The organism is Pseudorhizobium endolithicum (assembly GCF_902153245.2).
GTDB classification, from domain to species: domain Bacteria; phylum Pseudomonadota; class Alphaproteobacteria; order Rhizobiales; family Rhizobiaceae; genus Neorhizobium; species Neorhizobium endolithicum.
Map to the genome: position 1 here is coordinate 335,764 of NZ_CABFWF030000012.1, position 12,581 is coordinate 348,344.

At 64.8% G+C, this 12,581-nt stretch carries 11 protein-coding genes; 4 read left to right on the plus strand and 7 right to left on the minus strand.

The window, feature by feature from the left end; genetic code table 11:
- The first annotated feature begins 153 nt into the window (after positions 1-153).
- Genes RTCK_RS11470 through RTCK_RS11485 form a run of 4 tightly spaced genes read left to right on the plus strand, consistent with a single transcriptional unit; the run spans position 154 to position 5,293 of the window.
- On the plus strand, positions 154-1,407 hold the full coding sequence (locus RTCK_RS11470) for a sarcosine oxidase subunit beta family protein (protein WP_142592897.1): 1,254 nt from the start codon (positions 154-156) through the stop codon (positions 1,405-1,407).
- A gap of 16 nt (positions 1,408-1,423) precedes the next feature.
- Entirely contained in the window at positions 1,424-1,765 is a 342-nt protein-coding gene (locus RTCK_RS11475; RefSeq protein ID WP_142592898.1) for a sarcosine oxidase subunit delta, read from the plus strand.
- Positions 1,762-4,740, plus strand: a complete 2,979-nt coding sequence (locus RTCK_RS11480) for a sarcosine oxidase subunit alpha (RefSeq protein ID WP_142592899.1) — start codon at positions 1,762-1,764, stop codon at positions 4,738-4,740. The genes RTCK_RS11475 and RTCK_RS11480 overlap by 4 nt, the downstream gene beginning before the upstream one ends.
- Positions 4,733-5,293, plus strand: coding sequence for a sarcosine oxidase subunit gamma (locus tag RTCK_RS11485; RefSeq protein WP_142592900.1), 561 nt, complete (start codon positions 4,733-4,735; stop codon positions 5,291-5,293). The genes RTCK_RS11480 and RTCK_RS11485 overlap by 8 nt, the downstream gene beginning before the upstream one ends.
- A 16-nt stretch (positions 5,294-5,309) precedes the next feature.
- Here the strand turns inward: RTCK_RS11485 and RTCK_RS21020 are convergent, their stop codons facing one another.
- From RTCK_RS21020 to glgA, 7 genes are all read right to left on the minus strand, one after another.
- Positions 5,310-5,438 (minus strand): hypothetical protein, encoded by a 129-nt coding sequence (locus tag RTCK_RS21020; protein ID WP_268963130.1) that lies wholly within the window; start codon positions 5,436-5,438, stop codon positions 5,310-5,312.
- Positions 5,435-5,674: a hypothetical protein gene (locus tag RTCK_RS11490; RefSeq protein ID WP_142519773.1), complete on the minus strand. Its 240-nt coding sequence runs from the start codon at positions 5,672-5,674 to the stop codon at positions 5,435-5,437. Before RTCK_RS11490 ends, RTCK_RS21020 begins: the two co-directional genes overlap by 4 nt.
- Before the next feature lie 2 nt (positions 5,675-5,676).
- Entirely contained in the window at positions 5,677-6,918 is a 1,242-nt protein-coding gene (locus tag RTCK_RS11495) for an SAM-dependent methyltransferase (RefSeq protein ID WP_142592901.1), read from the minus strand.
- Positions 6,919-6,980: 62 nt separating this feature from the next.
- The gene (locus tag RTCK_RS11500) at positions 6,981-7,469 is read right to left on the minus strand and encodes a MaoC family dehydratase (RefSeq protein WP_142519775.1); all 489 of its coding nucleotides are present in this window, start codon (positions 7,467-7,469) and stop codon (positions 6,981-6,983) included.
- 35 nt (positions 7,470-7,504) lie between these two features.
- Positions 7,505-9,502, minus strand: a complete 1,998-nt coding sequence (gene glgX, locus RTCK_RS11505) for a glycogen debranching protein GlgX (RefSeq protein WP_142592902.1) — start codon at positions 9,500-9,502, stop codon at positions 7,505-7,507.
- A 3-nt stretch (positions 9,503-9,505) separates the two neighbouring features.
- Positions 9,506-11,134 (minus strand): alpha-D-glucose phosphate-specific phosphoglucomutase, encoded by a 1,629-nt coding sequence (locus RTCK_RS11510; RefSeq protein ID WP_142592903.1) that lies wholly within the window; start codon positions 11,132-11,134, stop codon positions 9,506-9,508.
- Position 11,135: 1 nt separating this feature from the next.
- Positions 11,136-12,578, minus strand: coding sequence for a glycogen synthase GlgA (glgA, locus tag RTCK_RS11515; RefSeq protein ID WP_142592904.1), 1,443 nt, complete (start codon positions 12,576-12,578; stop codon positions 11,136-11,138).
- Positions 12,579-12,581 lie beyond the last annotated feature (3 nt).

The window sequence follows — 12,581 nt, forward strand, 5'->3', positions numbered from 1 at the left end:
GCTCCCGCCCTTGGCCGCCCCGCCGCCCCGGCCGCCTCCGCCCTTGTCGAAACAATCCCGTGATGCGTCGCAAAACAGCCATTGCGGGCGATGTTGATTTGCGATGGGTATGTCTCTAACAGAACTCCGATCATCCAAGGAGTCGAAGGCGACATGCGCAAATATTCGGTCTTCGCCGTGGCCCGCGAGGCGCTTCGCGGACACAAGGGGTGGGAAGCCCAGTGGTCCTCCCCAGAGCCTCGCTCCAGCTATGACGTCGTCATCGTCGGCGGCGGCGGGCATGGGCTGGGCGCCGCCTATTACCTCGCCAAGGAACACGGCATCACCAATGTCGCGGTGCTGGAAAAGGGCTGGCTCGGCGGCGGCAATACGGGCCGCAACACGACGATCATCCGATCCAACTATCTCTACGAAGAGAGCATGGACATCTACGAGCATTCCCTGAAGCTGTGGGAAGGCCTGAGCCAGGATCTCAACTACAACGTCATGTATTCGCCGCGCGGCGTGATGATGCTGTCGCACAACACGCATGACATGCAGAGCTTCAAGCGGCACATCAACGCCAATACCCTCTACGGCATCGACAACGAATGGCTGACGCCGGAGCAGGCGAAAGCCTATTGTCCGCCGCTCGATATCTCCAAGACTGCACGCTACCCGATCAACGGCGCAGCGCTGCAGCGGCGCGGCGGCACGGCCCGTCATGATGCGGTCGCCTGGGGCTATGCCCGCGCGGCCTCCGACCGCGGCGTCCACATCATCCAGAATTGCGAGGTGACCGGCATCCGACGCGGGCCGAACGGCGAGGTGACCGGGGTGGACACCAATCGCGGATTCATCGGCGCAAAGAAGATCGGCGTCTCCGCCGCCGGCCATTCCTCCGTCGTCATGGAGATGGCGGGCGTGCGGGTGCCGCTGCATTCCAATCCGCTGCAGGCGCTGGTCTCCGAACCGCTTAAGCCGATCTTCCCCTGCGTCGTCATGTCGAACACCGTGCATGCCTACATCTCGCAATCGGACAAGGGCGAGCTGGTGATCGGCGCCGGTACCGACCAGTACAATTCCTATTCGCAGACCGGTGGCCTGCAGATCATCACCCATACGCTGGACGCGATCTGTGAACTCTTTCCGATGTTCCGCCGCGTCAAGATGATGCGCCAGTGGGGCGGCATAACGGATAACACGCCGGACCGCTCGCCGATCCAGGGCGTGACGCCGGTGCCCAACCTCTTCGTCAACTGTGGTTGGGGCACGGGCGGGTTCAAGGCCACGCCGGGCTCGGCCAATCTCTTCGCGCATCTCATCGCCAGGGGCGAGCCGCACCGGCTGGCGGCCGGCCTGACCCTCGACCGCTTCCGCACCGGGCGGCTGATCGACGAGGCGGCTGCGGCGGCGGTTGCACATTGATTGCGAGGTTCCAGAGATGCTTCTGATCCACTGCCCCTATTGCGAGGAAGACCGCTCGGAACTGGAATTCCGCTGGGCGGGCGAGGCCCATATCGCCCGGCCGGAAAACATGGCCGGCATCACGGACGAGGAATTCGCCGAGTTCTTCTTCCTGCGCAACAACGAGAAGGGCCTGACCTACGAGCGCTGGCGCCATATCCATGGCTGCGGGCGCTTCTTCAATGCGGCGCGGGATACGGTGACCGACAAGTTCCTGATGACCTACAAGGCGGGCCTGCCAAAGCAGCCGGTGCCAGGCGTTTCGGCGACGGAAAAGGCCGTCGAGACTTGTGAGCAGACCGAGGGAGATGCCCGATGAGCGCTTCGGTCAAGAACGTCGGCGCCTTCCGGATCAAGGGCGCCGGCCGGCTGACCCCGGCACGCACGGCGCGTTTCACCTTCGACGGCAAGAGCTACACGGCGATGGAAGGCGATACGGTCGCTTCCGCGCTCCTGGCCCATGGGGTGCATCTCGTCGGCCGCTCATTCAAGTATCACCGGCCGCGCGGCATCCTGACCGCCGGGCCGGAGGAGCCGAACGCGCTTCTCGACGTCTCCCGCGATGCTGCCCGCCGGCAGCCGAACGTGCGCGCCACCGTGCAGGAAGTGTTCGACGGCGCAAAGATCTCGTCCCAGAACCGCTGGCCGTCGCTTTCCTTCGATGTCGGCGCCGTCAACAACCTGTTCTCGCCGTTCTTCGCAGCCGGCTTCTACTACAAGACCTTCATGTGGCCGAGGCAAGCCTGGACGAAGGTCTACGAGCCCTTCATCCGCCGTGCCGCCGGACTTGGCGTCGCGCCGACGGAAGAGGATCCGGATCGCTACGCCAACCGCTTCGCCCATTGCGACGTGCTGATCGCCGGCGCCGGGGTTGCCGGACTGACCGCCGCGCTGTCGGCAGCCTCCACCGGTGCGGAGGTCATTCTCGTCGACGAGCAGCCGGAGGTGGGCGGCGCGCTCCACTTCGACACCTCGACGACGATCGACGGCCAGGACGGCTATGACTGGGCCCAGGACACAGCCGCGAAGCTGCGGGCGATGCCGAATGTGCGGGTGCTGACCCGAACCACCGCCTTCGGCTACTACAACCACGGCTTCCTCGGGCTTGCCGAAAGGGTGAGCGACCATCTCGACCGTCCGGGACGCGACGTGCCCCGCGAGCGGCTGTGGCAGGTGCGGGCGAAGCGCGTGATCATCGCCACCGGTTCGATCGAGCGCCACATGGTCTTCGCCAACAACGACCGGCCCGGTATCATGCTGGCGTCCGCGGTCCGAACCTTCCTCAATCATTATGGTGTTGCCGTTGGCCGCAATGTCGGTGTCTACACCGCGCATGACAGCGCCTATGAGGCTGCCTTCGACCTGAAGCGGGCAGGCGTCCATATCGCCGCCATCGTCGATTGCCGGGATCGGCCGGGCGAGGCGGTTCTGGCGGAAGCGCGCGCGCTCGGCATCGACGTCCTGACCGGGCATTCAGTGACCGATACCGCGGGACGCCTGCGGATCAGGTCTATGACGGTCGCGCGCAACGGCAACTTCGACATTCGCAAGATCGAGGTCGACTCGCTGATCGTTTCCGCAGGCTGGACCCCGTCGGTGCACCTGTTCTCGCAGTCGCGCGGCAAGCTGCGCTGGGATGAGGCCAACCGGCGCTTCCTGCCGGACACTTACGCGCAGGACTGCGTTTCCGTCGGTGGCTGCAACGGTACGGACGACGTTGCAGAAGCGATCGACGAGGCCATTGCCGCAGGCGGGGGCAGGGTCGCGGTGCATGGCGAGAGCCGGTTCAACTGGACCGGCGGGATGATCGGTGCCGCGGAAGGTGCGGGGCCGGACACCACGGTCAAGGCATTCATCGACTTCCAGCACGACGTGACGGCGAAGGATATTCGCCTTGCCGTGCGCGAAGGCATGCACTCCATCGAGCACATCAAGCGCTTCACGACGAACGGCATGGCGTCCGACCAGGGCAAGCTGTCGAACATGCACGGGTTGGCAATTGCCGCAGAAATGCTCGATCGGCCGATCCCCCAGGTCGGCCTCACGACCTTCCGCGCACCCTATACGCCGGTCACCTACGGCACGCTGGTGGCGCATTCGCGGGGCGAGTTGTTCGATCCCGCCCGCAAGACGCCGATGCATGAACTGGAAGCGGCCGAAGGTGCCGCCTTCGAGGATGTCGGCAACTGGAAGCGCGCCTGGTATTTCCCGCGCCGCGGCGAGGACATGGCGACCGCCGTCAACCGCGAATGCCGCACGGTACGGGACGTGGCCGGCGTGTTCGACGCGTCGACGCTCGGCAAGATCGAGGTGGTGGGGCCGGATGCGGCGCAATTCCTCAACCTCCTCTACACCAATGCCTGGGATACGCTGCAGCCGGGCAAATGCCGCTACGGCATCATGACCCGCGAGGACGGCTTCATCTATGATGACGGGGTGGTCGGCCGGTTGGCCGAGGATCGCTTCTACGTCACCACGACGACGGGCGGGGCGCCGCGCGTCCTCCATCACATGGAGGACTATCTCCAGACGGAGTTCCCGCATCTCAGGGTCTGGCTGACCTCGACCACCGAGCAGTGGGCGGTGATTGCCGTGCAGGGGCCAAAGGCGAGGGAGATCATTCGGCCGTTCGTCGAGGGCGTCGACATCTCCAACGAGACCTTCCCGCACATGAGCGTTGCGGAGTGCGAAGTGATGGGCGTACCGGCCCGGCTCTTCCGCATGTCTTTCACGGGCGAACTCGGTTTCGAGGTCAATGTCCCCGCCGATTATGGACCGACGGTCTGGAAGGCGATCTGGGAACGGACGAAGGGCATGGGCGGCTGCCTCTACGGTACCGAGGCCATGCATGTGCTGCGCGCCGAGAAGGGTTATATCATCGTCGGCCAGGACACCGACGGCACGGTGACGCCGGACGATGCGGGACTCGGCTGGGCGGTTTCGAAGAAGAAGACCGACTTCGTCGGCATTCGCGGCCTGAAGCGTCCGGACCTGATGCGCGAGGGCCGCAAGCAACTGGTGGGTCTGGTGACGAACCGGCCGAGCGACGTGCTGGAGGAGGGAGCGCAGATCGTCGCGGACCCGAACCAGCCGAAACCGATGACCATGCTCGGCCACGTTACCTCGGCCTACTGGTCGGAGAATTGCGGCCGCTCGATCGCCATGGCGCTCGTCGCCGGCGGGCGCGCCCGGATCGGCCAGACGCTCTACGTGCCGATGAAGGACAGAACAATTGCCGTCGAAGTCACCGACACGGTGTTCTTCGACAAGGACGGAGGCCGTATCCATGGCTGAACTGGCAACACGCACCCTACCGCTTGCCGGCGCCCATGGCGGCTCAGCCGGTGTGAGGCTGACGCCGGCCGCACCAGCCGAACGTCTTTCGCTGAGGGCCCGGGCGGAGGACGTGGCCGCTCTGTCGCAATCGCTCGGGCTCGACCTGCCGACGAAGCCAAAGACATCCGCGTCGGCCAGCGGCCGCACCGCCCTCTGGCTCGGGCCCGACGAATGGCTGGTGATTGCGGAAGGTGCTGGCTCCTCTTCGAGCGACCTGAAGGCCGCTTGTGCGTCGTCCGGCGTGCTTCATTCGGCAGTCGACGTCTCCCATCGCAACACGGCGATCCTGGTCGAAGGACCAGGATCCGCGGCGGCGATCAACGCCGGCTGCCCGCAGGACCTGTCGCTCAAGAGCTTCCCCGTCGGCGCCTGCACGCGGACCATTTTCGGCAAGGTCGAGATCGTGCTGCTGCGGACCGGCGAGGAGAGCTTCCGGGTGGAGGTGTGGCGATCGTTCTCGGACTATGCCTTCGGGCTGTTGGCGGAGGGCGCCAGGGACGCGGTGCTGTGATGCATTGGCGGCGCGGCTATTCGCCCGGCTGCCGGTGCTTGTGCTTGCGGTCCAGGTCCCACTCGTGAAGACGGTAGGCGCCATAGGCGACGAGCGCGATGATCGCGGGCATACCCAACGAGGCGAAGAGCCATTCTGGTGTCATGCCAATCTCCTTAAGGTTTGCCTTGCCAGATAATGTAGGAACAGAGCAAGCAATAGCCAACCACAGAGGTAGGTTAGCACGGCCAATCCGAACCTCAAAGCCACGTTGCCGATACCGTAGAGCATTGCCGCAAGCGGCGTGACCACGCCGACTGTAATGCATGCCGTGGATGCCCGGTCGAAAGCGTTCGCCAGCAGCTTCGTCTGCTCGATCTCGACGGGGTTCAGGTCCGTCATCGTTACACCGTCAGGTTCAGCGCCTTCTCCCGCTCGATATATTCCCGCTGCTTTTCGCTGATGTAGTCGCGCACGATGGGCGCCGCGTCGCGCTTCCTCGACATCTGCATGTGGAAGACTAGCTGGCTGCCGGTGCGGAACATCATCTCGGCGCTGATCAGGTAGAATTCCCACATGCGTGCGAATCGTTCGTCATACATGGCGATGACCTTTTCGCGGTTCTTCTCGAAGCGCGCGGCCCAGTGGGCAAGCGTGGTGGCGTAGTGAACGCGCAGGAATTCCAGGTCCAGGACCCAGAGGCTGTTCTTCTCGACGCTGTCGAAGACTTCCGACAAGGCCGGGGAATAGGCGCCGGGGAAGATGTATTTCCTGAGCCACGGACTTGCCATGCCCGGCGGGCTCATGTGGCCGATCGAGTGAAGCACGGCGATCCCGTCGTCCGGCATCAGGTCGTTCAGGTGAGCGAAGAACTCGTCGTAGTGCTGGACCCCGACATGCTCGAACATGCCGACGGAGACGATGCGGTCGAACCTGTCGTCGACATCGCGGTAATCGCGCAGTTCGAACTTCACCCGATCGGCAAGCCCCGCCTGTTGCGCGCGCTCCGATGCAAGCCTCTGCTGCTCCTTCGAAAGGGTGACGCCGGTGACGCGGACGTTCTCGATCCTGGCCAGGTAAAGGGCAAGATCGCCCCAGCCGCAGCCGATGTCGAGCACGGTCATGCCGTCGGCCAGGCAGAGCTTGGACGCCAGGAGCCGCAGCTTGTTGCGCTGCGCCTGCTCGAGCGTTTCTCCCGGATCGCGGAAATAGGCGCAGGAGTAGAGCATGTTGTCGTCGAGGAAGAGCCTGTAGAAGTCATTGCCGAGGTCGTAGTGGTGGGCGACGTTCCTTTGGGCCTCGCCCTTCACGTTCGACTGCTGGCGCTTGCGAAAGCGCATCTTGATCGCACGGATCGCCTTCTGCAGCGGATAGGAGCCGAGCGACAGCCGGTTCATCGAGAAGAGCGTGAGGAAGTCCCTGAGCGTCGAGCCTTCCTCGAAGCGTATGGTGCCATCCATGTAGGCTTCGCCGGCAGCAAGCTCGGGGTTGAAGACGAGCGTTCGATAGAGCCGCTTGTCGGTCAGCCGCATGGTCACCTCCGGTCCGGGCGTACCGGCGAAGACGTGACGCTGTCCATCGGCGTCGATGACGGTGAGGCGACCCTTGCGGATGAAGGACTTCATCATGTGGGAAAGGGGAAACATTCGTACCTCGCATATCGAAATTCAGGACGATAGGGACGGGATGCGTATGTCATGCGCGCGGATCAGGTGTCCGCAGGTCTGTCCTTCGGGTCGAACTGGACAATGGTGATCCAGCTGGCGGTGAGCGCCGGCTTCTTCTCGTTCTCGATTTCCACCGAAACGTCGTAGTGGGTCATCAGCATGCCGGCACCGCGGAACCGGCAGTCGGTCAGGGTAAAATGCCCCCTGACGCGGCTTCCGCACCTGACCGGCGACATGAAACGGATCTTCTCGAAGCCGTAGTTCAGCCCCATGGTCTGCTCGCGGATTTTCGGCAGGCAGTCGAAGTTCATCGCCGAGAGCAGCGAGAGCGTCAGGAAGCCGTGGGCGATCGTCCCGCCGAAGGGGCTTTCGGCAGCGGCGCGCTCGGGGTCTACATGAATGAACTGGTGGTCCAGCGTCGCGTCCGCGAACTTGTCGATCATCGGCTGGTCGACAGTGATCCATTCGGAAATGCCCAGGACCTGTCCGACCAGGCCCGGCACATCTGCTAGCGAAATCTCGCGCGGCATCTTTCCTCTCTGATTCCGGTTCTTGCTGGTGCAATCTACAAGGTTTGTCCGGCTTGCAAAGCCGCCTGTTCGCTGTCGGTCTCAAGCTCCAGCAGGAAGGTGACGGAACGGGGCGGGGCGATGTGGTTCCACGGAGCATTTTCCGACAGCGTCACCCAGCGGGAGGGCAGGACGAAGGGCTGCTCGCGGTACCTGCGGTTGAAGACCACCGCAAGGCGTGTTTCCCGTTGCGTTTCCTGGTCGAGCGTCTTGAGCGTGACGGCCAGCGCCGAAGCGTCCGGCTGCTGCCAGTCGTCCTGCGTCATCGGCTCCCCGGAGGGGCCGAACCAGTCGATCTCGTCACCGGCTTCGACCAGGAAGGTGGTATCGCCAAAGACGGCAAAGCGCTTGCGCCAGGCGGCAAGCCTTGCGGTGTGCGCGACGAGCTTGGGGTCCAGCGTCGTCCAGTCCAGCCAGGTGATCTCGTTGTCCTGGCAGTAGGCATTGTTGTTGCCGCCCTGGCTTCGCCCGCCCTCGTCCCCCATGCCGAGCATGATCGATCCGCGGCTGGCGAAGAGGGTGGATAGGAGCGCCATGACGTCGCGCCGGCGCGCCTCGATCACCGCCTGGTCGTCGGTCTTTCCCTCCACGCCGTTGTTCCAGGAGAAGTTGTCGTGGTGGCCGTCGCGGTTCTCCTCGCCGTTGGCGTGGTTGTGGCGCTGTTCGTGTGAAACCAGGTCCATCAGGGTAAAGCCGTCATGGGCGGCGAGGAAATTGACGCTCAGCGTCTGGCGCTGGCCGTGGCGGGCGAAGACGTCTTCGGACCCTGCAAGCCGTGAGGCAAGCTCGCCGACCGTCCAGCGGTCGCCGCGCCAGAAGCGGCGGATGTCGTCGCGGGTGCGGTCGTTCCACTCCAGGAAGGGCGGGGGGAAGTTCCCCAGTTGGTAGCCGCCGGGGCCGATGTCCCAAGGCTCGGCGATCAGGATTCGGTCCGCCAGTACCGGGTCATCGATGATGGCCCGAAGCGTTTCGGCGTCCCGCGAGAAGCCGTGCCGTTCTCGGCCGAGGATCGTCGCCAGATCGAAACGGAAGCCGTCTATGCCGGCGTGCAGCACGAAGTGGCGCAGGCTGTCGAGGATCAGCCGGCGGACGAAGGGATGATCGCAGGCGACCGTGTTGCCGGTGCCGGTATCGTTGACCAGCGTGCCGGGTTGGCCGTCGACATGGCGGAAGCAGGCAAGGTTGTCGAGGCCGCGCAGCGAGAGTGCCGGCCCGGCGCGGTCGCTCTCGCCGGTGTGGTTGAAGACGAGGTCGAGAATGACGCCGATGCCGGCCTCGTGCAGCGTCGCCACCGTCTCGCGCAGTTCTGCCACGCCCCCCGGACATAGCCGCGGATCGAGCGCCATGAAGCCGACAGGATTGTAGCCCCAGCCGTTGGTGAGCCCGAGCGGCGGCAGATGGCGCTCGTCTATCCAGGCGGTGATCGGCATCAGTTCCACCGCGTCGACGCCGATGCGCTTCAGGTGGGCGATGACCGATGGGTGGGCAAGGGCGGCGACCGTGCCACGCCGATGTTCCGGGACGTCCGGATGAAGGATCGTGAAGGGTCTGACGGCAAGCTCGTAGATGAGCCCGCCGGACTGGAAGAGCGGCGGGCTGGACGGTACCTGCGGGTGCGTCTGGAGGATTGCCTTCGGCATCAGGGCCGCGGTGTCAGTGCCGAAGTCGGCGAGGCGCCGGTCATAGACAAAGGGGCGGTCAATCTCGGTGGCATAGGGATCGAGCAGCAGCTTCGACGGATCGAACCAGAGGCCGCGATCCGGCTCATGGGTGCCATGGGCGCGGTAGCCGTAGCGGGTGCCTTGGCCGATGTCCGGCACCGAGATGCGGTGGACGTGATCCTCGTCCCGCTGCATCGGGAGGCGGGCAAGTTCGCGTTCTCCATTCCCGTCGAACAGGCAGAGTTCGATCTTGTCCGCATGGGCTGACCAGACGGCAAAGCCGGTGCCGCTGTCAGTGATATGCACGCCGCCGGGCGTCTCCTCTTTTCGCATCGATCAGGTGATGACCGTCGGGGCGCTGCGGCCGGTGCGTGTCTTGATCTCGGCGATCTCGTCTGCGGCGGCGATCAGATCGGCCAGCGCTGCCTGCGTCTCGATGCCATGCCTCGACGCGTCCGGCTCGTACCGCTCGACATAGACCCGCAGCGTCGCGCCGGAGGTGCCGGTGCCGGAGAGGCGGAAGACGACGCGGCTGCCGCCTTCGAAGAGGATGCGGATGCCCTGTTTCGTGCTGACCGACCCGTCGATCGGATCTGTATAGGAGAAGTCGTCGGCGGCTGCGACCTTGAGGTCGCCGAAGCTTTGGCCGGGCAGGATGGAAAGCTTGGCGCGCAATCCCTCCATCAGCCCGTTCGCAGCATCGGTGTCGACCTCCTCATAGTCGTGGCGGGAATAATAGTTGCGGCCGTATTCCGCCCAGTGGCTGCGAACGATCTCGGCGACGCTTTCCTTGCGGGCAGCGATGATGTTCAGCCAGAAGAGGATCGCCCAGAGGCCGTCCTTTTCGCGCACATGGTCCGAGCCGGTGCCGAAGCTTTCCTCGCCGCAGACGGTGACCTTGCCGGCATCCATCAGATTGCCGAAATACTTCCAGCCGGTCGGGGTCTCGTAGATGCCGATGCCGAGCTTCTCCGCCACCCGGTCGGCGGCAGCGCTGGTCGGCATGGAGCGGGCGATGCCGGCTATGCCCTTCGCATAGCCGGGCGCGCATCTTGCATTGGCTGCGATGATGGCCAGGCTGTCGGAAGGCGTCACGAACATGTCCTTGCCGACCACCATGTTGCGGTCGCCATCGCCATCGGAGGCGGCGCCGAAGTCCGGGCCATCGGTGCTCATCACGTCATCGTAGAGTTCCTTGGCGTGGACGAGGTTGGGGTCCGGATGGTGGCCGCCGAAATCCGGTAGGGGCGTTGCATTTCTTACCGAGCCCGCCGGCGCGCCGAGGCGCGTCTCGATGATCTCCTTCGCGTAGGGCCCGGTGACGGCTCCCATGGAATCCATGACGACACGGAAACCGCCGGAGATGAGGGAGCGGATTGCGCCGAAGTCGAACAGGCTCTCCATCAGTTCGGCGTAATCGGCGACCGGATCGATCACCTCCACCGTCATGCCGGCGAGTTCAAAGCTTCCGAGCATGTCGAGGTCGACATCGGGCGCATCGACGATCCGGTACTCGCCGATGATCTTCGAGCGCTCGAAGATCGCCTCGGTGATCTTTTCCGGAGCCGGGCCGCCATTGCCGATATTGTACTTGATGCCGAAGTCCTCGTTGGGACCGCCGGGATTGTGGCTGGCGGAGAGGACGATGCCGCCGAAGGCCTTATACTTGCGGATGATGTTGGAGGCCGCCGGGGTGGAGAGAATGCCGCCCTGGCCGACCATGACCTTTCCAAAGCCGGCGGCGGCAGCCATCTTCAACGCCTTCTGGATGACCTCGCGATTGTAGTAGCGGCCGTCGCCGCCGATCACGAGCATCTTGCCTTGAAAGCCCTCCAGCGAATCGAAGATCGACTGGATGAAGTTCTCGGCGTAGTTCTCCTGTGCGAAGACGGGGACCTTCTTGCGCAGGCCGGAGGTGCCGGGCTTCTGGTCCTTGTAGGGGGCGGTCGGAACGGTCCGGATCATGTCATCGGCCTTTCATGGTCATGCTCGAATAGAGCCGGGCATAGAGGCTGGCGCTCTTGGCCCAGGAAACGTCGGTCTTCATGCCCTGCTTCTGCATCTCGGCCCAGGTCTTCGGCTCGCGGTAAAGGCGGAACGTCCTGTTGATGGCGCGCTGCAGCGCATGGGTTGTGGCGGGGCTGAAGCTGACACCGGTTGCGGCCCGTGCAGCGAGCGCGGCGGGGCTGGCGTCGATCACGGTGTCGTTCAGTCCACCGGTCCGTGCGACGACCGGAATGCAGCCGTAGCGCAGGCCGTAGAGTTGGGTCAGCCCGCACGGCTCGAAGCGGGAGGGGATGAGGATCGCGTCCGAGCCCGCCTGCATCAGGTGCGACAGCGGCTCGTCATAGCCGGTATGGGTGGCGACACGGCCAGGATGGCGTCTGGCTGCGGCATGAAATGAGTTCTCCAGCGCCGCATCGCCCGCGCCTAGCACGGCAAGGCGGCCGCCCTGGGCGACGATCTCGTCGGTGACTTCCGCCAGCAGGTCCATGCCCTTCTGCCAGGTGAGCCGCGATACCACGCAGAACAGAGGGCCGTCATCCTGCTCCAGTCCGAAGCGTTCGGCGACGGCGTTCTTGTTCTCGCGGCGGCGCTTGAGCTTCGACGGCCCGTAGGTGGCGGCAATCAGTGGATCGTGCTCCGGGTCCCAGACGCGGGTGTCGATGCCGTTGACGATCCCGTGCAAGTCGCCCGCGCGAGCCGCGAGCACGCCCTCAAGACCCATGCCGAACTCCGGGGTCAGGATTTCTTCGGCATAGGTCGGGCTGACGGTGCTGATCGCGGTGGCCGCCTGCAGCCCGGCCTTCAGGTAGCCAACGCCGCCGTAATATTCGACGCCGTCTATGGCGTAGGCATCCGGCGGCAGGCCGAGATGCGGGAAGATGTCGACGCCATAGCGGCCCTGGAAGGCGATGTTGTGGATCGTCATAAGGCTCGGCGGCGCGGGGCGTTCAGCATAGCGGAGGTAAGCCGGCAGGAGGCCCGTCTGCCAGTCGTGCAGGTGGACGAGGTCAGGACGCCAGCCATCCAGGGCGCCAAGCGCAATCTCGGCGCCGGCGCGCGACAGGGCAGCGAAGCGGCGCCAGTTGTCCGGATGGTCCAGCCCGTCCGGTCCGGCATAGGGACCTCCCGGCCGGTCGAAGAGGGCCGGCGCATCGAGGATCAGCAGGTCGAGGCCGTGGTGTTCGACCCGCAGAAGGGTTGCCGGCTCGCCGAGCAGGTCATCGAAGGCATGACAGGGAGTGGCATGTTTCACCGCAGCCATGACGGCCGGATAGCTCGGCACCAGCGTGCGGGTGCGCACGCCGTGCTCCTCGAGCGCGAGCGGCAGGGCGCCCGCAACGTCGGCAAGCCCGCCGGTCTTGACCAGCGGGTAGATCTCGGAAGCGACCGAAAGCACGTTCATGCG

Excerpts from the sequence above, each read along its gene's own strand:
- RTCK_RS11490 (WP_142519773.1), bottom strand. The coding sequence starts at position 5,674 with ATGACGGACCTGAACCCCGTCGAGATCGAGCAGACGAAGCTGCTGGCG.
- RTCK_RS11480 (WP_142592899.1), top strand. The coding sequence starts at position 1,762 with ATGAGCGCTTCGGTCAAGAACGTCGGCGCCTTCCGGATCAAGGGCGCC.
- RTCK_RS11500 (WP_142519775.1), bottom strand. The coding sequence starts at position 7,469 with ATGCCGCGCGAGATTTCGCTAGCAGATGTGCCGGGCCTGGTCGGACAG.
- RTCK_RS11475 (WP_142592898.1), top strand. The coding sequence starts at position 1,424 with ATGCTTCTGATCCACTGCCCCTATTGCGAGGAAGACCGCTCGGAACTG.
- glgX (WP_142592902.1), bottom strand. The coding sequence starts at position 9,502 with ATGCGAAAAGAGGAGACGCCCGGCGGCGTGCATATCACTGACAGCGGC.
- RTCK_RS21020 (WP_268963130.1), bottom strand. The coding sequence starts at position 5,438 with ATGACACCAGAATGGCTCTTCGCCTCGTTGGGTATGCCCGCGATCATC.
- RTCK_RS11470 (WP_142592897.1), top strand. The coding sequence starts at position 154 with ATGCGCAAATATTCGGTCTTCGCCGTGGCCCGCGAGGCGCTTCGCGGA.
- RTCK_RS11495 (WP_142592901.1), bottom strand. The coding sequence starts at position 6,918 with ATGTTTCCCCTTTCCCACATGATGAAGTCCTTCATCCGCAAGGGTCGC.
- glgA (WP_142592904.1), bottom strand. The coding sequence starts at position 12,578 with ATGAACGTGCTTTCGGTCGCTTCCGAGATCTACCCGCTGGTCAAGACC.
- RTCK_RS11485 (WP_142592900.1), top strand. The coding sequence starts at position 4,733 with ATGGCTGAACTGGCAACACGCACCCTACCGCTTGCCGGCGCCCATGGC.
- RTCK_RS11510 (WP_142592903.1), bottom strand. The coding sequence starts at position 11,134 with ATGATCCGGACCGTTCCGACCGCCCCCTACAAGGACCAGAAGCCCGGC.